The sequence below is a fragment of the Streptomyces peucetius genome (genome assembly GCF_025854275.1).
Taxonomy (GTDB): Bacteria; Actinomycetota; Actinomycetes; order Streptomycetales; family Streptomycetaceae; genus Streptomyces; species Streptomyces peucetius_A.
Genome location: NZ_CP107567.1, coordinates 5,942,125 through 5,960,711 on the forward strand (window position 1 = coordinate 5,942,125; position 18,587 = coordinate 5,960,711).

General features: G+C 72.0%; 18 protein-coding genes. 13 read left to right on the forward strand and 5 right to left on the reverse strand.

Annotated elements, in window-relative coordinates:
• The first annotated feature begins 176 nt into the window (after positions 1–176).
• From OGH68_RS27210 to OGH68_RS27240, 7 genes are all read left to right on the forward strand, one after another.
• On the forward strand, positions 177–995 hold the full coding sequence (locus OGH68_RS27210; protein WP_264247628.1) for a helix-turn-helix domain-containing protein: 819 nt from the start codon (positions 177–179) through the stop codon (positions 993–995).
• 74 nt (positions 996–1,069) lie between these two features.
• The gene (gene rimO / locus OGH68_RS27215; RefSeq protein WP_264247629.1) at positions 1,070–2,566 is read left to right on the forward strand and encodes a 30S ribosomal protein S12 methylthiotransferase RimO; all 1,497 of its coding nucleotides are present in this window, start codon (positions 1,070–1,072) and stop codon (positions 2,564–2,566) included.
• Positions 2,563–3,228: a CDP-diacylglycerol--glycerol-3-phosphate 3-phosphatidyltransferase gene (pgsA, locus tag OGH68_RS27220; protein ID WP_264247630.1), complete on the forward strand. Its 666-nt coding sequence runs from the start codon at positions 2,563–2,565 to the stop codon at positions 3,226–3,228. Before rimO ends, pgsA begins: the two co-directional genes overlap by 4 nt.
• A complete protein-coding gene (locus tag OGH68_RS27225) occupies positions 3,225–3,734 on the forward strand; it encodes a CinA family protein (protein ID WP_264247631.1) in 510 nt (169 codons plus the stop codon). Before pgsA ends, OGH68_RS27225 begins: the two co-directional genes overlap by 4 nt.
• Positions 3,735–3,843: 109 nt before the next feature.
• A complete protein-coding gene (locus OGH68_RS27230; RefSeq protein ID WP_264247632.1) occupies positions 3,844–4,227 on the forward strand; it encodes a helix-turn-helix domain-containing protein in 384 nt (127 codons plus the stop codon).
• A gap of 162 nt (positions 4,228–4,389) precedes the next feature.
• On the forward strand, positions 4,390–4,860 hold the full coding sequence (locus OGH68_RS27235; protein ID WP_264247633.1) for a Dps family protein: 471 nt from the start codon (positions 4,390–4,392) through the stop codon (positions 4,858–4,860).
• Positions 4,861–4,961: 101 nt separating this feature from the next.
• Complete coding sequence (locus OGH68_RS27240; protein ID WP_264247634.1) at positions 4,962–5,201, forward strand: hypothetical protein; 240 nt, start codon at positions 4,962–4,964, stop codon at positions 5,199–5,201.
• On the opposite strand, the gene OGH68_RS27245 is transcribed toward OGH68_RS27240, so the two are convergent.
• The 3 genes from OGH68_RS27245 to OGH68_RS27255 all read right to left on the reverse strand — a co-directional run bounded on the left by OGH68_RS27245 (position 5,149) and on the right by OGH68_RS27255 (position 11,459).
• Positions 5,149–5,913 carry an SDR family NAD(P)-dependent oxidoreductase gene (locus tag OGH68_RS27245; RefSeq protein ID WP_264247635.1) on the reverse strand — a complete coding sequence of 255 codons (765 nt, stop codon included), beginning with the start codon at positions 5,911–5,913 and terminating at the stop codon, positions 5,149–5,151. The two genes, OGH68_RS27240 and OGH68_RS27245, sit on opposite strands and share 53 nt — an antisense overlap.
• Positions 5,914–5,980: 67 nt before the next feature.
• The gene (locus OGH68_RS27250) at positions 5,981–6,784 is read right to left on the reverse strand and encodes an Fpg/Nei family DNA glycosylase (protein WP_264247636.1); all 804 of its coding nucleotides are present in this window, start codon (positions 6,782–6,784) and stop codon (positions 5,981–5,983) included.
• 49 nt (positions 6,785–6,833) lie between these two features.
• The gene (locus OGH68_RS27255; RefSeq protein WP_264247638.1) at positions 6,834–11,459 is read right to left on the reverse strand and encodes an ATP-dependent helicase; all 4,626 of its coding nucleotides are present in this window, start codon (positions 11,457–11,459) and stop codon (positions 6,834–6,836) included.
• Positions 11,460–11,560: 101 nt separating this feature from the next.
• Here OGH68_RS27255 and OGH68_RS27260 point away from each other — a divergent pair, with 101 nt between their 5' ends.
• From OGH68_RS27260 to OGH68_RS27270, 3 genes are read left to right on the forward strand one after another with little or no spacing between them, the layout of a single operon-like run.
• Entirely contained in the window at positions 11,561–12,433 is an 873-nt protein-coding gene (locus tag OGH68_RS27260) for a helix-turn-helix domain-containing protein (RefSeq protein WP_264247639.1), read from the forward strand.
• Positions 12,434–12,443: 10 nt separating this feature from the next.
• Positions 12,444–13,409, forward strand: coding sequence for an AzlC family ABC transporter permease (locus OGH68_RS27265; protein ID WP_264247641.1), 966 nt, complete (start codon positions 12,444–12,446; stop codon positions 13,407–13,409).
• Positions 13,406–13,714, forward strand: a complete 309-nt coding sequence (locus OGH68_RS27270; protein WP_264247642.1) for an AzlD domain-containing protein — start codon at positions 13,406–13,408, stop codon at positions 13,712–13,714. The genes OGH68_RS27265 and OGH68_RS27270 overlap by 4 nt, the downstream gene beginning before the upstream one ends.
• A 65-nt stretch (positions 13,715–13,779) precedes the next feature.
• On the opposite strand, the gene OGH68_RS27275 is transcribed toward OGH68_RS27270, so the two are convergent.
• A complete protein-coding gene (locus tag OGH68_RS27275; protein WP_264247643.1) occupies positions 13,780–14,721 on the reverse strand; it encodes a hypothetical protein in 942 nt (313 codons plus the stop codon).
• A gap of 80 nt (positions 14,722–14,801) precedes the next feature.
• On the opposite strand from OGH68_RS27275, the gene OGH68_RS27280 reads away from it, so the two are divergent.
• The 3 genes from OGH68_RS27280 (at position 14,802) to OGH68_RS27290 (ending at position 17,375) form a co-directional block, all read left to right on the forward strand.
• Complete coding sequence (locus OGH68_RS27280) at positions 14,802–14,996, forward strand: DUF3046 domain-containing protein (protein WP_264247644.1); 195 nt, start codon at positions 14,802–14,804, stop codon at positions 14,994–14,996.
• A 485-nt stretch (positions 14,997–15,481) separates the two neighbouring features.
• The gene (locus OGH68_RS27285; RefSeq protein WP_264250319.1) at positions 15,482–16,681 is read left to right on the forward strand and encodes an AI-2E family transporter; all 1,200 of its coding nucleotides are present in this window, start codon (positions 15,482–15,484) and stop codon (positions 16,679–16,681) included.
• Between the two features lie 247 nt (positions 16,682–16,928).
• Positions 16,929–17,375, forward strand: a complete 447-nt coding sequence (locus OGH68_RS27290; RefSeq protein WP_264247645.1) for an SRPBCC family protein — start codon at positions 16,929–16,931, stop codon at positions 17,373–17,375.
• 238 nt (positions 17,376–17,613) lie between these two features.
• Here OGH68_RS27290 and OGH68_RS27295 read toward each other — a convergent pair whose 3' ends face one another.
• A complete protein-coding gene (locus tag OGH68_RS27295; RefSeq protein WP_264247646.1) occupies positions 17,614–18,555 on the reverse strand; it encodes an aminoglycoside phosphotransferase family protein in 942 nt (313 codons plus the stop codon).
• Positions 18,556–18,587 lie beyond the last annotated feature (32 nt).

An 18,587-nucleotide genomic window follows, 5' to 3' on the forward strand; every position in this document is an offset into this window, starting at 1 on the left:
ACCGTTTCCCTTGGTCGTACGTCAAGTTGGAGGGAGGGATGTACAGATGTCCCGCCCCCGGGATCACAGGTCCATTCCGATGGCGTACAAAGCCCCACCGCCCGGTTGCCCCACCCTTTCGTACCACCCATAGACTGAACCTCCAGCAGGTGGCTACACGCTCGAAAGGCGCCCCCGTGTCCATCGGCAACTCCCCCGAAGACGACCGGCCTTCAGTCGAAGACGACCGGCCTTCGATCGGTCACGTGCTCCAGCAGGCGCGTGTCGGCGCAGGCCTCACCGTCGACGAGGTCAGTACCTCCACCCGGGTGCGCATCCCCATCGTGCACGCGATCGAGGAGGACGACTTCTCCCGCTCCGGCGGCGAGGTGTACGCCCGCGGGCACATCCGCATGCTCGCCCGCGCCGTAGGACTCGATCCCGAGCCGCTCGTCGCCCAGTACGACAGCGAGCACGGCGGCCGCCCCGCGCCGACACCTGCCGCACCGCTGTTCGAGGCCGAGCGCATCCGTCCCGAGCGGCGCCGCCCCAACTGGACGGCGGCCATGGTCGCCGCGATCGTCGCCGTGGTCGGCTTCGCCGGCTTCACGCTCTTCAGTGACGGCGAGAGCGGCGGCGGCAACGTCGCGGAGGGACCCGCCGCGAACGAGCCCACCCCGACCGAGGCCCCGACGACCAAGCCCTCCGACCCGAAGCCCGACCCGTCCGAGAGCGCCATCGCGGCCGTCCCGAAGGACAAGGTCACGGTGAAGCTGTCCGCCACCAGCGACAAGAGCTGGATCTCGGCCAAGTCGCACAACGGCAAGCTGCTCTTCGACGGACTGCTGCTCAAGGGTGAGACCAAGACCTTCCAGGACGACGAGCGCGTCGACCTGATCCTCGGCAACGCCGGGGCGATCGAGCTGTTCGTGAACGGCAAGAAGGTCGAGGACGAATTCAAGATGGGCGGCGTCGAACGGCTCTCCTACACGAAGGGTGACCCGGAGGTCGGCTGACCCCCGCGGAGCGTACGGGCGGCCCCGCCCCCTCGCGGCCGGGGTCCGGGCCGGGACAAAGTAGTCTTGAGCCCATGCCCGAACGCCGTACCGTCGCCCTTGTCACTCTCGGATGCGCCCGTAACGAGGTGGACTCGGAGGAGCTTGCAGGCCGCTTGGCAGCGGACGGCTGGGAGCTCGTCGAGGAAGCCTCCGACGCCGACGTCGCCGTGGTCAACACCTGCGGGTTCGTCGAAGCCGCCAAGAAGGACTCCGTCGACGCCCTGCTGGAAGCCAACGACCTCAAGGATCATGGCAGAACCCAGGCCGTCGTGGCCGTGGGCTGCATGGCCGAGCGGTACGGCAAGGACCTCGCCGAGGCACTGCCGGAGGCCGACGGCGTGCTCGGTTTCGACGACTACGCCGACATCTCCGACCGTCTGCAGACCATCCTCAGCGGTGGCACGCACGCCCCCCACACCCCGCGTGACCGGCGCAAACTGCTGCCGCTGAGCCCCGTCGAGCGCCAGCAGGCGACCGAGGTGGCGCTCCCGGGGCACGGGGATGTCGCGCCGGCCCCCGAGGACCTGCCCGAAGGCGTCGCTCCGGTCTCCGGACCGCGTGCGCCGCTGCGCCGCCGCCTCGGTACGAGCCCCGTGGCCTCCGTGAAGCTCGCCTCGGGCTGCGACCGGCGCTGCACGTTCTGTGCCATCCCCTCCTTCCGCGGCTCGTTCATCTCACGACGCCCGGGGGACGTGCTGGGGGAGACGCGCTGGCTGGCCGAGCAGGGCGTCAAGGAGATCATGCTGGTCTCCGAGAACAACACCTCGTACGGCAAGGACCTCGGTGACATCCGCCTGCTGGAGACGCTGCTGCCCGACCTGGCGGCCGTCGACGGCATCGAGCGGGTCCGGGTCAGCTACCTGCAGCCCGCCGAGATGCGCCCCGGCCTGATCGACGTCCTCACCTCCACCCCGAAGGTCGCCCCCTACTTCGACCTGTCGTTCCAGCACTCCGCTCCCGGCGTGCTGCGGGCGATGCGGCGCTTCGGCGACACCGAGCGGTTCCTGGAGCTGCTGGAGACCATCCGCAGCAAGGCACCGCAGGCCGGTGTCCGCTCCAACTTCATCGTCGGATTCCCCGGCGAGAGCGATGCGGACTTCGCCGAACTCGAACGCTTCCTTTCCGCGGCGCGCCTGGATGCGATCGGCGTCTTCGGGTACAGCGACGAGGAGGGCACCGAGGCCGTCACCTACGAGAACAAGCTGGACGCCGACGTCGTCGCGGAGCGCCTGGAGCATCTGTCGCGGATCGCCGACGAGCTCACCGCGCAGCGCGCGGAGGAGCGCCTGGGCGAGCGCCTCGAGGTGCTGGTGGAGTCCGTGGACGACGAGGACGGCGCGGTGGGACGGGCCGCCCACCAGGCGCCGGAGACCGACGGACAGGTCGTGTTCACCTCCGGTGAGGGCCTGGAACCCGGCCGTATGGTCGTGGCGAAGGTCGTGGGCACCGAAGGCGTCGACCTGGTGGCCGAGTACTGCGAGGTCCTGGGGGCCGGCTCCCGGACCCCTGACGAGGAGGCGGGCAGATGACCGGAGTGCCGGCATCCGCGGCGGGCGGGACCGGAAGGCCGGCGCCCGGCGGCAAGCTGGGCGCTGCGGCCGTGAATCAGGCCAGCCTGTGGAACATCGCCAACATTCTCACCATGATGCGGCTCGTGCTCGTACCGGCCTTCGTGGTGCTGCTGCTGCAGGACGGCGGCTACGACCCGGCCTGGCGGGCCTGGGCATGGGCGGCCTTCGCCGTCGCCATGATCACGGACATCTTCGACGGGCACCTGGCCCGCACGTACAACCTGGTCACGGACTTCGGGAAGATCGCGGACCCGATCGCCGACAAGGCGATCATGGCGGCGGGGCTGATCAGTCTCTCCGCGCTCGGTGACCTTCCGTGGTGGGTGACCGGAGTCATCCTCTTCCGTGAACTGGGGATCACCCTGATGCGGTTCTGGGTGATCAGGCACGGAGTGATTCCGGCCAGTCGCGGCGGCAAGATGAAGACGCTCGCCCAGGGCACCGCGGTCGGCATGTACGTGCTGGCCCTGACCGGTCCCCTGGCGACCCTGCGGTTCTGGGTGATGGCTCTTGCCGTGGTCCTCACGGTGGTCACCGGCCTCGACTACGTGCGACAGGCGATCGTGCTGAGGCGCCAGGGGCTCGCGTCGGAGCGGACGGCGACGGGTTCCGCGAAGTGACCGGCGCGGCGAGAGTGCTCAACCTGCTCGCGGAGCGTGGCCAGACGCTGGCCGTCGCGGAGTCCCTCACGGGCGGTCTGGTGGCCGCGGAGCTCACCTCGGTGCCTGGAGCCTCGAAATCCTTCCGCGGGTCCGTCACGGCCTACGCAACCACCCTCAAGAGGGATGTTCTGGGTGTCGACGCGGGCCTTCTCGCGGCGCGCGGAGCGGTGGACCCGCAGGTCGCCGCGCAGATGGCGGCGGGGGTACGGGACGTGCTCGGCGCGGACTGGGGCGTCGCCACCACAGGGGTGGCCGGACCGGAACCGCAGGACGGACAGGCCGTCGGCACGGTATATGTGGCTGTCGCGGGTCCCGCTGGTGCCGGGAAAGTGACGGCATTGCGGTTGAACGGCGACCGCGGGGAAATCCGTAGAGAGAGCGTACGGAGCGTGCTCGAACTGCTCCGTGACGAACTGCACGGGAACGCGCGCGCACAGGATACGGAACAGAACGGGGGGAATTGATGTTTGCAGCCCTGAGTGAACACGACATCGCTCCCCGCACGGCCGCAGCGCAAGGCGGTACGGTGGGGCGTGAAGGATGCGGCTACGCGGTCCGAGGAGGGAGCCACCGATGATTCTGCTCCGTCGCCTGCTTGGTGACGTGCTGCGTCGGCAGCGCCAGCGCCAGGGCCGTACTCTGCGCGAAGTCTCCTCGTCCGCCCGAGTTTCGCTCGGCTATCTCTCCGAGGTGGAGCGGGGGCAGAAGGAGGCATCCTCCGAGCTGCTCTCCGCCATCTGCGACGCGCTTGACGTACGGATGTCCGAGCTCATGCGGGAAGTGAGCGACGAGCTGTCGCTGGCCGAACTGGCCGCGTCGGCAGCCGCCGGCGAACCGGTGTCCGCGCCGGTACGTCCGATGCTGGGCTCCGTCTCCGTGACGTCGGTGGCAGGTGTGCCGACGGAGCGGGTGACGATCAAGGCGCCCGCGGAAGCGGTCGACGTCGTCGCCGCCTGACCCGCAGGCACTGCACGATTCCGCACGGCTTGGTTTGCGAAAGGCCCTGCCCGGTACCCGAGTACCGGACGGGGCCTTTTGCTTGCGCTTCTGTCCCCGGATGACCCTTTTCGGTACTTGTGTAATCGTGGACGGTAGTCGCGAACCGAGTGGAGGACGTGGATGTCTGTCGTGAAGAGCACTCTCTCCGATGCGGACCTCAAGACGGTCGGTGAAGCACTCAAGGGCGCTCTGGTCGATCTGGTGGACCTCGCTCTGGTGGCCAAGCAGGTGCACTGGAACGTCGTGGGTCCTCGCTTCAGGTCCGTGCACCTCCAGCTGGACGAGGTCGTCGACACCGCGCGACAGCACTCCGACACGGTCGCCGAGCGTTGCTCCGCGATCGGTGTGACGCCCGACGGGCGGGCCGCGACGGTGGCGGCGCAGAGCGCGATGGGTCCCGTGCCCGAGGGCTGGATCAAGGACGTCGACGTCGTACGGACGATGGTCGACGGCCTGGGAGCGGTCATCGGGCGGATGCGGGAGCGCATCGAGGCCACCGACGAGCCGGATCCGGTGAGCCAGGACATCCTGATCCAGCTCACGGCCGACCTCGAGAAGCACGCCTGGATGTTCCAGGCGGAGAGCGCATGACACCGAGCGCGCAACGGAAGTCGGCGCGCGCCGGATCACCCGACCGTGCGCCCTCCCCGCGGCCGGTCACGTCGCACTAGCGTGGGCCGGAGGAGGCAGCCATGGCGGTACGCGGGGCGGTCCTCGTGCCTGTGGTCGTATGCGGGCTCGTGGTGGGCGGATTGTGGTGGTGGGCCGTTCTGCGGCTCGTCCTCGTCCCGGAGCACTCGGGCATCGTCGAAGGGGCAGTTGCCGCGGGAGGATGGGGCCTGAGTCTTCTTCCGGTGCACGCGACGGCGGCCCGTGGCGCTACCAGGGCATCACGACGCCCCCGTTCGGACGGAATATCTGACCCGTCGTGAAGGCCGAGGCGTCGCAGGCCAGATGGAGCACGGTGTGGGCGATGTCCTCCGGCTCGCCGACGCGACGCAGCGGGGACGCCCGCATCATGGTGGCCTCCGCCCGCTGTTGCAGTCCGGGGTCGTGACGGTCGGTCATCGGCGTGCGGACCCAGCCCGGGGCGACGGCGTTCACCCGGATCCCGTGCGGGCCGAGTTCGGTCGCGAGGGTACGGGTGAGCTGGACCACGGCCGCCTTCGAGACGCTGTAACAGAGCAGACCGGCGCCCGCCGCGTCGACGGCGCCGGACGCCATGGTGACGATCGAACCGCCGCCGCCCCGGGCGATCATGGCGCGGGCCGCTTCCTGGCACGCGTACAGCACGCCTTTGAAATTGACCGTCATGAGGCGGTCCAGATCCTCGTCCCGGGTCTCGAGGACCGGGCTCGTATGCATGATGCCGGCGACGGCGGCCAGCACGTCGAGCCGGTCCGCGGCCAGGACCGCCGCGGCGAGGGCGGGCCGGTCGGTGACGTCCACGGTGTGGGTGAGGGCCTTTCCGCCGGCTGCCTCGATCAGGGACCGGGTCCCGTGGAGGCCGGCCCCGTCCACGTCGGCGCAGTGGACCACGGCGCCCACCTCGGCGAGCAGGACCGCGCAGGCGCGGCCGATGCCGCCGGCCGCGCCGGTGACGAAGGCGGTGCGGCCGGTGAGGTCGTACGCCGTGAGGGCCATAGGGGGACCGTACGACCGTATCTGACGGGGCGTCAATCGCGGGTGCGGTGCTGGGTGAGCGCGGTGGTCAGCCGGTGGGGCCGGGCTGACAGCGCGGACACCAGTAGGTGGGGCGCTCGCGGCTGCCGTCGCCCTGGTCGGCCCTGCGGACGGGGGCGCCGCAGCGGGGGCACGGACGGCCCTCGCGGCCGTAGACGTACAGCTTCTGGGCCGGATTGCGGCCGCTGGTCATCGTGCGGCGGTCGAAGCGCCGCTTGTTCGCCTCGAGCAGGCGCTGTGCGGTGGCCACCAGCCGCTCGGGGACACCGGCCGGCAGCTCGCCGACCGGCAGCCAGGGCGTGACGCGGGCGAGGAAGGCCAGCTCCGACTTGTAGACATTGCCGATGCCGGCGAGGTTGCGCTGGTCGAGCAGGGCTTCGCCGAGCGGACGGGCCGGGTCGGCGAGCAGATTCGCCACCGCTGTGGCGGGGTCCCAGTCGGGACCGAGCAGATCCGGACCGAGATGACCGACCGCCTGCTCCTCGTCGGCGGTCCGGAGCAGTTCGACGACGGGGAGGCGATAGCCGACGGCGGTGTGATCGGCGTTGCCGAGGATCGCGCGGATCTGATGGGACGGCCCGCCGTCCCATCGGGCCCCGGAGTCGTACACCCGCCATGAGCCGTCCATCCTCAGATGCGAGTGCAGGGTCAGGCCGCCCTCGAAACGGGTGAGGAGATGCTTGCCGCGCGGCGTCACGTCCAGGACGGTGCGGCCCGTGAGGTCCGCCGTGGCGAAGCGGGGGACGCGAAGGTCGGCACGGGTCAGGACCTGCCCCGCCAGCGCCGCGTGCAGCCGGTGGGCGGTCAGCCAGACGGTGTCTCCTTCGGGCATGGCATCCATGATGCCGCGACCGTGGCGGCCGGTGGTGGTGCCCGACCGGTCACGGGCGCAGGCGCAGCCCCCTCGGCGTGGCGTGGAACCCGGCCGTCTCCAGGGCGCGGGCGAACGGTGCCGTCAGGGCCGGCGCCCCGTTGGCGCGCTCCACCGTGACCGTACCGAGCGAGCCGTCTCGGGCCGCGGCGGCGAGGGCGTCCGCCGCCGCGTGCAGCGCGGGCGAATCGGGGTCGGTGGCCCACGCCAGCAGCGTCTTGCCGCCGCGCTCCATGTACAGCGTCAGCTCGCCGTCGACGAGGACCACGAGAGAGCCCGCCTTGCGGCCGGGCTTGTGCCCGGCGCCCTCCGGCGGCTCCGGCCAGGGCAGCGCGGCCCCGTAGGCGTTGGCCGGGTCGGCGGCGGCCAGCACCACCGCGCGGGGCGCCGCCTGGTCCTGGGACCGGTCCCGTGCCGTGGACGCCGCGCGCAGGCGGTCGACCGCGCCGTCCATCGCGAACTGCGCGGCACCCAGCCCCTCGACCACGTAACCCCGGCGCGCCTGGCCGCTGTCCTCGAAGGCGGAGAGGATCCGGTACGTCGCGGAGAAGCCGCCCTCGACGCCTTCCGCCGCGACCGCGCCCCGTGTCACCACGCCGTGGCGGTCCAGCAGGGTCCGGGCCAGCGCGTGCGCCCGGTGGGTCGGCTCCGGCTCCAGGGCCGGCAGCAGCGACCAGCGGCCGCTCACCGTGGGAGGACCCGTGCGGGACGCGGGGCGGGCGGCGGCGGTCAGGCCGCCGTAGCGGCCGCGGGGCACGGTACGCCGGGCGCGGTGGGCGGTGGACCCGGCGGTACGGCCCGAGCCGAGCAGGGCCCGCAGCGGCGCCAGGGTGTCATTGGTGAGTCGGCCCGACCAGGCGAGATCCCAGATGACGTCGGCCAGCTGCGGATCGGTGGCGTCCGGATGCGTGGTCGCGCGCACCTGGTCGGCGATCTGGCGGAAGAACAGGCCGTAGCCGCCGGAGAGCGCGGTGAGCACCGATTCGTGCAGCGCCGTCAGCTCCAGCGGGTGCGGGGGCGGCAGCAGCAGGGGCGCGGCGTCCGCCAGGTACAGGGACACCCAGCCGTCCTTGCCGGGCAGGGCGCCGGCACCGGCCCACACCACCTCGCCGGTCGTGGTCAGTTCGTCGAGCAGGGTGCTGCTGTAGTGCGCGACGCGGGACGGCAGGATCAGCTTCTCCAGGGCCGAGGCCGGCACCGAGGCGCCCTGGAGCTGCTCCACGGCGCGGGCCAGGCCGTCGATGCCGCGCAGGCTGTTGCTGCCCAGGTGCTGCCACTGGGGCAGGAACGAGGCCAGCGCGGCGGGCGGCACCGGCTCCAGCTCATGGCGGAGCGCGGCCAGGGAGCGCCTGCGCAGGCGGCGCAGCACCCCCGCGTCGCACCACTCCTGGCCGATGCCCGCCGGATGGAACTCGCCCTGCACGACCCGGCCGCTCGCGGCGAGACGCTGGAGCCCTCCCTCGGTGACCGCCGTGCCGAGACCGAAGCGGGCGGCCGCCCGGTCGGAGGTGAACGGGCCGTGCGTCCGCGCGAACCGGGCGAGGAGGTCGCCGAACGGGTCCTTCACCGGCTCGGTGAACGCCTCCGGGACGCCCACGGGCAGCGCCGTGCCCAGCGCGTCGCGCAGCCGTCCGGCGTCCTCGACCGCCGCCCAGTGGTCGGCGCCCGCGATGCGGACCCGGATCGCGCGGCGGGACCGGGCGAGCTCCCCGGGCCAGGCCGGATCACTGCCGCGCTCGACGAGCTCCGCGTCCGTCAGCGGACCGAGTACGCGCAGTACGTCCGCCACGCCCTCCACGTCCTTGATGCGGCGGTCTTCGGTCAGCCACTGGAGCTCCCGCTCCAGCTCGGTGAGCACCTCGGCGTCCAGCAACTCCCTCAGCTCCGCCTGGCCGAGCAGCTCGGACAGCAGCCGGGAGTCCAGAGACAGGGCGGCCGCCCGCCGCTCGGCGAGGGGGGAGTCGCCCTCGTACAGGAACTGGGCGACGTAGCCGAACAGCAGCGAGCGGGCGAAGGGGGACGGCTCGGGGGTGGTGACCTCCACCAGGCGGACACGGCGCGACTCGATGTCCCCCATCAGTTCGGTGAGGCCGGGGACGTCGAAGACGTCCTGGAGGCATTCGCGGACCGCCTCGAGGACGATCGGGAACGAGCCGAACTCACTGGCGACCTGAAGCAGTTGGGACGCCCGCTGGCGCTGCTGCCACAGCGGCGTGCGCTTGCCGGGGCTGCGGCGCGGCAGCAGCAGCGCCCGGGCGGCGCACTCGCGGAACCGGGAGGCGAACAGGGCGGAGCCGCCCACCTGATCGGTCACGATCTGACTGATCTCACCCTTGTCGAAGACCGCGTCCGCGGCGCCGACGGGAGCCTGATCGCTGTCGAACGACGCATCGACGTGAACCGGGTCCTGGTCGAGCAGGTCCAGACCCATCAGGTCCGCGTCGGGCAGCCGCAGCACGATGCCGTCGTCGGCGTGCATCACCTGCGCGTCCATGCCGTACCGCTCGGCGAGACGGGCGCCCAGCGCCAGCGCCCAGGGCGCGTGCACCTGGGCGCCGAACGGCGAGTGGATCACGACCCGCCAGTCGCCCAGCTCGTCGCGGAAGCGCTCCACCAGGATCGTGCGGTCGTCGGGCACATGGCCGCAGGCCCGGCGCTGCTCGTCCAGATAGGCCAGCACGTTGTCCGCCGCCCAGGCGTCGAGGCCGGCGGCGAGCAGGCGCAGCCGGCCGTCCTCGGCGGACAGACCGCCGACCTCGCGCAGGAAGGCGCCGACCGCGCGACCGAGCTCCAGGGGGCGCCCCAGCTGGTCGCCCTTCCAGAACGGGAGGCGCCCGGGGACCCCGGGGGCGGGGGACACCAGCACCCGGTCGCGGGTGATGTCCTCGATCCGCCACGAGGTGGTGCCCAGCGTGAACACGTCGCCCACCCGGGACTCGTAGACCATCTCCTCGTCGAGCTCGCCCACCCGGCCGCCACCCTTCTTGGGGTCGGCCCCGGCGAGGAAGACGCCGAAGAGGCCGCGGTCCGGGATGGTGCCTCCTGACGTGACGGCGAGGCGCTGCGCCCCCGGACGGCCCGTGACCGTGCCCGCAACCCGGTCCCAGACGACGCGGGGACGCAGCTCGGCGAACGCGTCGGACGGATAGCGGCCAGCGAGCATGTCGAGGACGGCCGTGAAGGCCGACTCCGGCAGTGAGGCGAAGGGCGCGGCCCGGCGCACCAGCGCCAGCAGGTCGTCGAACTGCCAGCTGTCCAGGGCGACCATCGCGACCAGCTGCTGGGCGAGCACGTCCAGCGGGTTCGACGGGATGCGCAGCGATTCGATGGAGCCCGTGCGCATCCGCTCGGTGACCACCGCCGCCTGCACCAGGTCGCCCCGGTACTTGGGGAAGACGACGCCCGTGGAGACCGCGCCCACCTGATGGCCCGCGCGGCCCACCCGCTGCAGGCCGGAGGCGACGGACGGCGGGGACTCGACCTGCACGACCAGGTCCACCGCACCCATGTCGATGCCCAGCTCGAGGCTGGAGGTGGCGACGACCGCGGGCAGCCGGCCGGCCTTCAGGTCCTCCTCCACGAGAGCCCGCTGCTCCTTGGAGACCGAACCGTGGTGGGCGCGGGCAAGCAGCGGAGGGGCGCCCTGAGCCGCACCGGACTGAGCCATGATCTCCGCCGGCGCTGCGTCCTCGGGCATGGGGGCGCCGGTGGCCCGTTCGTACGCGATCTCGTTGAGGCGGTTGCAGAGACGCTCGGCCAGGCGGCGGGAGTTGACGAAGACGATCGTGGAGCGGTGGGCCTGGACGAGGTCGGCGATGCGCTCCTCGACATGCGGCCAGATCGACGGCTTCTCGGCGACACCGTCGCCGGTGTCGGAGGCGGGGGAGCCCCCGAGCTCACCCAGGTCCTCCACCGGGACGACGACCGACAGGTCGAACTCCTTCCCCGAAGGCGGCTGGACGATCTCGGCCCGGCGCTGCGGCGACAGATAGCGGGCCACCTCGTCCACCGGACGGACCGTCGCCGACAGGCCGATCCTGCGGGCAGGGCGGGGGAGCAGCCCGTCGAGCCGCTCCAGGGAGACGGCGAGGTGGGCGCCCCGCTTGGTGCCGGCGACGGCGTGGACCTCGTCGAGGATCACCGTCTCGACGCCCGACAACGCGTCCCTGGCCGACGAGGTGAGCATCAGGAACAGCGACTCGGGGGTGGTGATCAGAATGTCCGGCGGCCTGGTGACCAGCGAGCGCCGCTCCGCGGCGGGGGTGTCGCCCGAGCGGATGCCCACCCGCACCTCCGGCTCGGGCAGGCCCAGGCGCACCGCCTCCTGCCGGATCCCGGTGAGCGGGCTGCGGAGATTGCGCTCCACGTCCACCGCGAGGGCCTTCAGCGGTGACACGTACAGCACGCGGCAGCGCTTCTTCGCCTCCGCCGGCGGGGGAGTGGACGCCAGCCGGTCGAGGGCGGCCAGGAACGCGGCCAGGGTCTTGCCCGAGCCCGTCGGAGCCACCACCAGCACGTCCGAGTCCTCGCCGATGGCCTTCCAGGCCCCCTCCTGCGCAGCGGTGGGCGCGCTGAACGCCCCCGAGAACCATCCACGGGTCGCGGGGGAGAAGGAGTCGAGCGCAGTCCGGGCCATGCCCACCATCGTGCACCCGAGCACTGACAACGCGGGTCCGCGGCGTGTCCAGGACCCGGACGGGCCGTCGTGCCCGGCAGGGGCGGTAGCAGAATGGCCGTATGGAGAAGGACCCGGCGCCGGACAGGAAGGGCGAGTGGGCACGGCACTGGCAGTACCCGGGCGTGCCCGGCCTCGACCTGCTGCAGGCCCGTTATGTGCGCCATTCATTCCCCCCGCACAGTCATGAGGGGTACGTCTTCGGCGCCGTCCGGCGCGGTATCGAGGACGTGGCGATGCCCGAGGGCGTCGTCCGGGCCAGGCCCGGCACCGTCGTCATGATCAACCCGGAGGTCCCGCACTCCGCCAGGGCCGGTGTCCCCGAGGGCTGGGTGTACTCGACCCTCTACCCGTCCTCCCGGCTCGTCGGCACGATCGCGGAGGAGACGACGAACCTGCGGGGAACCGCCGGATTCGCCGAGACGATCGTCGAGGACCCGGACACCGCCCGGCTCGTGCACGAGGTGCACCGTGCGGCGGAGGCGGGCAACGCCCTCGCCGCGGACAGCGTTCTGCGCATCGCCGTCGCCACACTGCTGCGGCGCCACGGGCGCTCCCTCCCCGCCCGTACGCCCCTCGCCGCCGGCGCCCGGACAGCGGCGGCCGCGAAGCAGGTCCTGGAGGAGCGGATGGCGGCCCCGCCGTCCCTGGAGGAACTGGCGCAGCAGCTCGGCGTCAGCCCCTTCGCGCTGCTGCGTGCCTTCAAGGCCTCCTACGGGCTGCCGCCGCACACCTGGCTCACGGACGCGCGCGTCCGGCGCGCCCGGCACCTCCTCGACGTCGGCACGGCCCCCGCCGAAGCCGCCGTCACCGTCGGCTTCACCGACCAGCCGCACCTGAACCGTCACTTCACCCGGATCGTCGGCGTCCCACCCGGGGCGTACCGGCGAGAGCGCGCAAGAACGTACAAGACCGCAGGCAGGAGCCCTGCGTAGCGTCCCTGGCGTGGCAGAACAGACAGCTCGACCAGACATGGCCGCCGGGGAGGGCCCCGGGGGCGCGGCGCCGTTCGCGACCCTCGCGGCGGCCGCCCCCGGACCGCCGCCGGAGCCGGGGGACGCGTCCGCGGCCCCGCAGGGAACCGCGCCCGGGGACGGGCCGTCCGCACGCGGGGGCGCCTCGGGAGGGGGGCCCGGCGACGCGTCACCCGGACGCGGACACGGGGACGCGGACGGGACCGTGGCGCAGCCGGACGCGAAACCCGACTCGGCCGTCGTCCGAGACGCACTCGGTGTCGGAATCGCCGTCGGCCTGTCCGGCTTCGCCTTCGGCGTGACCTCGGCCGGGGCCGGTCTGACCCTGCTGCAGACCTGCGCGCTCAGCCTGCTCGTGTTCACCGGGGCGTCGCAGTTCGCACTCGTCGGCGCGATAGCCGCCGGTGGCAACCCGCTCGCCGCCGCGGCCGGCGCCTTCTTCCTCGGGGTGCGTAACGCCTTCTACGGGCTGCGGCTGTCGCAACTGCTCGCACTGCCCCGCTTCGTACGGCCGTTCGCCGCGCACTGGGTCATCGACGAGACCACCGCCGTCGCCCTCGCACAGCCCACGCGGCGAAGCGTGCGGATCGGCTTTACCCTCACCGGCCTGACGCTCTACGTGCTGTGGAACCTGACCACGCTCCTCGGGGCGCTCGGCGCCGAGGCCCTCGGCGACACGAACGCCTGGGGGCTGGACGCGGCGGGCCCGGCGGTCTTCCTGGCACTGCTCGCGCCGATGCTGCGCACGGCCACGGAAAGGGCGGTGGCCGGGCTCGCGGTGCTGCTGGGGCTCGGCTTCCTGCCGGTGCTGCCCGCCGGGGTGCCGGTGCTCGTCGCGGCGTTCGCGGCCCCCGCGGTGCTGTGGCTCAAGGGGCGCGCGATCGGCGACGGCAGCGGCGGGACACGGCGTATGTACAGGAAGGACCGGAACCGGTGAGCATCTGGATCGCGATCGCCGCCACGGCGGTCGGCTGCTACCTCGTCAAGCTGGCCGGGCTGCTGGTGCCGGCCGACACACTCGAGCGGCCCCTCGTGCAGCGGCTGGCGGCCCTGCTGCCTGTCGCCCTGCTGGCAGCGCTGACCGCACAGCAGACCTTCAGCACCGGCCAGTCCCTCGTCCTCGACGCGCGGGCAGCGGGGCTCGGGGCCGCGGCCGTGGCGCTGATGCTGCGGGCGCCGTTCCTCGTGATCGTGGGGGCCGCCGTGGCTGTGACGGCGGGGGTACGGGCGCTGGGCGGCTGACCGGGCCGCGTGCCGCCTCCGGCCGGTTCGTCGCGGGGCGGTGCTGCGGCGGCCCGGTACCGGTGTCACCCGATGGGGTGGCCGTGCGCCCGGAGCGTCCGCAGCGCCTCGATCGTCACGATCGGCCGTGCCTCCAGCGCGGTGCCGGGAGCCCATTCGCGCCAGCTGATGGGCCATCCGCCGTCCTGCTGCTGCTCACCCGCGAGGTGCTCCAGGGAACGGGCCATCTCCTCGTCGCTGAACCAGCGGCGGGCCAGCGAGCCGGGCGTGCGGGCGTAGTCGTGTGCGAAGTGGTGCTCGCCCGGTGCATAGCCCGGGGCCACGGGCTGGTCGTCGAGCCGCTCCGGGTCCAGGGCGACGAGCCGCTGCTCGCGCACGATCCGGCCGAGCCGGTCCGCCGCCGCCTGCGCGCGTGGCCGGTCCGGCACGCCGTCCAGGAAGGCGATCGCCGCCTCGATCTCGTAAGGATGCGACGTCTCGATCGCGTCGACCGCGGACCAGCAGAAGTCGGTGGCCCGGAAGAGCCACGCGTGCCACACCTCGTTGCGGTGCAGCAGACCGACCACCGGGCCCGTCGCCAGCAGCTCGCTCGGCGGGTCGTCGACGATCATCAGGAACGGAGCGGCCGGATAGGCCCGCTGCGAGGGGTGAACAGCGGGCAGCGCGCCCTCTTTTGTGGACACCTCCGTGAGGTAGCGGCACATCCGCTCCACCCGCAGGCCGCCGCAGCGGCCGATGGAGTCGAGCACGCGCAGCGCGTGGCCCGTGTGCAGGGGCTGACTGACCGGGCCGCGCAGATCCGGTTCGAGGGCGTGGCCGTAGCCCCCGTCCTCGTTGAGGTAGGCGGTCAGCGCCGTTTCCACCGCGTCGGAGCCGCCGCCGAGGAAGTGGTAGGCGAACCGCCGCTGCTCGAGCACCCGGGCCGTCAGCCAGATGAAGCGCTCGGCGCGCTCCAGCGCGGACGCGGACGCGAGGGAAGGGTCGGGGGTTGCTCCGTTTCCAGCCATGTCACCGACGGTAGAGCGGAAAGGGCTTTCGACAAGGCGGAGGGGCACGGCTGCACTCTCAGGAGCGGGATACTGAGGGCATGCGGTTGACGATTTTCTGGCAGCACATGGCGGACCACTTCGGTGCGGCGTACGCGGACTCCTTCGCACGGGACCATGTGATGGCCGAACTCGGCGGCCGTACGATCCATGAGGCACTGGCCGCCGGCTGGGAGGCGAAGGACGTGTGGCGGGCCGTCTGCGCCGCCATGGACATCCCTCCGGACAAGCGGTGAGACACCGGCACGAGCGGTGAGACACCGGAAAGACGGCCCGCGGCCACGGTGGTGAGCCACACTGGGCCGGTGGCCGGCCCGTGCTGCGTGCTTCGAGGGGCCTGTTCCGGGAATCGGGCGTACTTCGGGCGGCGCGGCGTGTTCCGGGACCGGGCCTGCTTCGGACGGGGCCGCCCGCCTCGGGCGGAACGGCCGGCTTGGGCACCTCGGACGCTGAACACGGGGACGGCTGCCTGCTCCGGGCCGGCCTTCCCCGTACGGGGCAGACCGCTCCGGACCCGGCCGACCCGCGCCACCGCGCACCACGACACCCCCACAGGACGGGAACCGCTGACGACATGACCGCTGACGAGAGGGCCACCCAGGACGCGGTCGCGTCGGACGGGGCCGCCGTGGGGATTCCCTCACAGGGCACCACGGCGCCCGATGCCCCGCCGGCCGCGCCGCCTCCCGGTTCGGAGGCGGGCGGCGGAAGTCCGGCCCGGATGCCTCGCTGGCTGCCGCGTGCTCTGATCCTGGCGCTGGCGCTCTACGCCTGCTTCCAGCTCGGCAGCTGGGCCTTCCACCAGCTCATCGGCCTTTTGATCAATATCCTGATCGCCTTCTTCCTGGCGCTCGCGATCGAGCCCGCGGTGGGGCGGATGGCGGCCCGCGGCATGCGCCGGGGCCTCGCCACCTTCCTGGTCTTCTTCGCGGTGCTGGCCGCCGGCATCGGATTCGTCGTGCTGCTCGGCTCGATGCTGGCCGGCCAGATCGTCGAGATGGTCGAGGAGTTCCCGAAGTACCTCGACTCGGTCATCCGCTGGATCAACAGCACCTTCCACACGGAGCTGTCACGCGTGGAGGTCCAGGACAGCCTGCTGCGCTCGGACTGGCTGCGGAACTACGTCGAGAACAGTGCCAGCGGGGTGCTGGACGTGTCGGCCACCGTGCTGGGCGGACTGTTCAAGCTGCTGACGATCTTCCTGTTCTCGTTCTACTTCGCGGCCGACGGGCCCCGGCTGCGCCGCGCGCTGTGCTCCGTCCTGCCCCCGGCCAAGCAGACCGAGGTGCTGCGGGCCTGGGAGATCGCTGTCGACAAGACGGGCGGGTATCTCTACTCGCGCGGGCTGATGGCACTGATCTCAGGGGGCGCGCACTACATCCTGCTGGAGATCCTCGAGGTGCCGTACGCCCCGGCGCTGGCGGTGTGGGTCGGGCTCGTCTCGCAGTTCATCCCGACCATCGGCACCTATCTGGCGGGTGCGCTGCCGATGCTGATCGCGTTCACCATCGACCCCTGGTACGCGGTGTGGGTGCTGGGCTTCGTCGTGATCTACCAGCAGTTCGAGAACTACCTGCTGCAGCCGAAGCTCACCGCCAGGACCGTCGACATCCACCCGGCGGTGGCCTTCGGCTCGGTCGTCGCGGGTACCGCCCTGCTGGGGGCGGTCGGCGCGCTGATCGCGATCCCGGCGGTCGCGACGCTCCAGGCGTTCCTCGGCGCATACGTGAAGCGGTACGCCGTGACCGACGACCCCCGGGTCCACGGTCACCGGAGGCACGGTGGCAGCCGGGCGCTCGCCCGCGTGCGCAGTGCGCTCCAGGGCGGCCCGGGTCTGCCGTCCGCTCGGTCCGGCACGTCTGCTCCGCCCGGTCCCGCCACCCCTTCCGGGCCGGAGAACGCGGACGGCGCGGGCGCCTGAGCCGACGCCCGGCCCGGGCCCGGAGCACGCTGTCCTGTGCCATCGAACCTTGAGCGTTTGTCATCGAAGTCCGAGCGTGTGCTGCGAACCCAATGATCACCAACTTTCGGTGGCAATGATCAAGATTCGGTGGCACAGAACACCTGAGGCCCTGAGGGGAGCCTGAGTGCCCCGGAGGTCAGATGGCTCTGGTGGCCCGGTGGGCATGGTGGGATCATGGCTGTAGGAACATGACAAAGGGGGCAATATGTCCGCGATCAAGGAAAGCGTCGAGATCGACTGCCGCCCCGAAGAGGTCTTCTCGTACGTCACCGTCCCTTCCCACCTGCCGGAGTGGCAGGAGAGCGCCGTATCCGCGCGTCTGGTCGGTGACGTCCCGCTGGGCGTCGGCTCCAAGATCGAGGTGACCCGGCGCATGGGGCGCGAGTTCACCACGACCCTGGAGGTCACCGAGTTCGATCCGCCGAGAAGCTGGCACTACCACGGCATCGAAGGTCCCGTCCGGCCCGACGTCCACGGCACGATCGAGCCGCTCGACGATGGCAGGCGCTCACGCCTGACACTCGACATCGACTACGAGGGGCACGGCCTGGGCAGGGCGCTCATTCCGATGGCAGTCCGCCCCCGCGCCCGCAAGGAGTTCCCGAGGAACGAACAGACGCTCAAGAGCCTGCTGGAGAGCGGTACCGGCTAGAAGGCTGATGAAGAACTTGCTCCGGCCGCCCGACTTACCCTGTCGGGTGGCCTCTCGCAGTGAAGGTTGAGCGTTGTCGTCGAAGGTTGGGGTGCCGGTAAGAACTCTGGCACCAGCCGCAAATGGCTGGCCTACTCCGCCGATGGCACCGCTCTTGGGTCCGGCTGATCGACCAGCACGACATCGTCCTCCGGCCCCCGCTCCAGTTCCCCCGCTGGACCACCAGCTGTGAGCCAGGTCACTTCCATGGCGCTGGGGAGCTGGAGCGGTGGATCGTCGTGGTGAGGCGTCGCAGCGCGGCGTGGGCGGGTGGGCCCCAGGTGGGCTTGCCGCCCGGACGGCCGTGGACGCCTGCCTCTCCAATGAAGATGCAGGCGAGGGCTTTCAACACCGCCCAACCACGGGCGCGGCGTAGGGTCGCTGTGTCCGCGGCCGGCTGATAGGCGTCGTAGAAGCGGTCGACGGCGCCGTCCGGCAGCAATACCCAAGGGGCAGCGAGATCGCAGGCCGGATCGCCCGCAAAGAGGTCACCGAAGTCGATCACGCCGCAGAAGGTGCCGTCCGCGGTGAGGATGTTGGCCGGATGCAGGTCGCCGTGGAGCCACAGCGCCGGGCCCGCCCACCCGGGCGCGGCAACGGCGTCTTCCCAGACCGCGCGGACGGCGTCCGGGTCAGGGAGCAGCCCCAGCTCGGTAACCGAGGCAAGCTGCTCGGCGAACTGCTCGGCGTGGTCGGCCAGCGGCCCCCCGCGTCCACGGCCGGCGGGCGCCCCCTCGGGGGCAGGTCGGTGAAGAGCAGTCAGGAAGGCGGCCAAGCTGTCGGCCGCCTCCGCGGCGCGCGTGGCAGGGGCGCGGTCGGCAGGCGAGCCCGGCACCCAGGTGGTGACGATCCAAGGCCGCGGAAACCGCTCGGAGGGCTCGCCAAGGCGCTGCGGGACGGGGACCGGCAGGGGAAGATGCGGAGCGAGAACGGGAAGCCAAGCATGCTCCTTGCGCAGCAGCGCGTCCGCAGACAGCGTCGCCCAGGGCAACCGGACGGCGAGATCATCGCCGAGCCGCCACAGCTGGTTGTCCCAGCCGCGCGCACCGAGCCTCAACGGATGATCGGCCAGGTCGGGATGCTGGTCGCGCAACAGATCCCGGACCAGTTCCGCGGTGATCTCGATCTCGGTGCGGGCCATGCGGAGCCACGGTAGTGGCAGTGGGCCGCCCG

What these genes read in the sequence shown, in the direction of transcription:
- rimO (WP_264247629.1), top strand. Translation starts at nt 1,070, where the DNA reads ATGCCCGAACGCCGTACCGTCGCCCTTGTCACTCTCGGATGCGCCCGT.
- pgsA (WP_264247630.1), top strand. Translation starts at nt 2,563, where the DNA reads ATGACCGGAGTGCCGGCATCCGCGGCGGGCGGGACCGGAAGGCCGGCG.
- OGH68_RS27230 (WP_264247632.1), top strand. Translation starts at nt 3,844, where the DNA reads ATGATTCTGCTCCGTCGCCTGCTTGGTGACGTGCTGCGTCGGCAGCGC.
- OGH68_RS27235 (WP_264247633.1), top strand. Translation starts at nt 4,390, where the DNA reads ATGTCTGTCGTGAAGAGCACTCTCTCCGATGCGGACCTCAAGACGGTC.
- OGH68_RS27240 (WP_264247634.1), top strand. Translation starts at nt 4,962, where the DNA reads ATGGCGGTACGCGGGGCGGTCCTCGTGCCTGTGGTCGTATGCGGGCTC.
- OGH68_RS27245 (WP_264247635.1), bottom strand. Translation starts at nt 5,913, where the DNA reads ATGGCCCTCACGGCGTACGACCTCACCGGCCGCACCGCCTTCGTCACC.
- OGH68_RS27250 (WP_264247636.1), bottom strand. Translation starts at nt 6,784, where the DNA reads ATGCCCGAAGGAGACACCGTCTGGCTGACCGCCCACCGGCTGCACGCG.
- OGH68_RS27255 (WP_264247638.1), bottom strand. Translation starts at nt 11,459, where the DNA reads ATGGCCCGGACTGCGCTCGACTCCTTCTCCCCCGCGACCCGTGGATGG.
- OGH68_RS27260 (WP_264247639.1), top strand. Translation starts at nt 11,561, where the DNA reads ATGGAGAAGGACCCGGCGCCGGACAGGAAGGGCGAGTGGGCACGGCAC.
- OGH68_RS27275 (WP_264247643.1), bottom strand. Translation starts at nt 14,721, where the DNA reads ATGGCTGGAAACGGAGCAACCCCCGACCCTTCCCTCGCGTCCGCGTCC.
- OGH68_RS27280 (WP_264247644.1), top strand. Translation starts at nt 14,802, where the DNA reads ATGCGGTTGACGATTTTCTGGCAGCACATGGCGGACCACTTCGGTGCG.
- OGH68_RS27285 (WP_264250319.1), top strand. Translation starts at nt 15,482, where the DNA reads ATGCCTCGCTGGCTGCCGCGTGCTCTGATCCTGGCGCTGGCGCTCTAC.
- OGH68_RS27290 (WP_264247645.1), top strand. Translation starts at nt 16,929, where the DNA reads ATGTCCGCGATCAAGGAAAGCGTCGAGATCGACTGCCGCCCCGAAGAG.
- OGH68_RS27295 (WP_264247646.1), bottom strand. Translation starts at nt 18,555, where the DNA reads ATGGCCCGCACCGAGATCGAGATCACCGCGGAACTGGTCCGGGATCTG.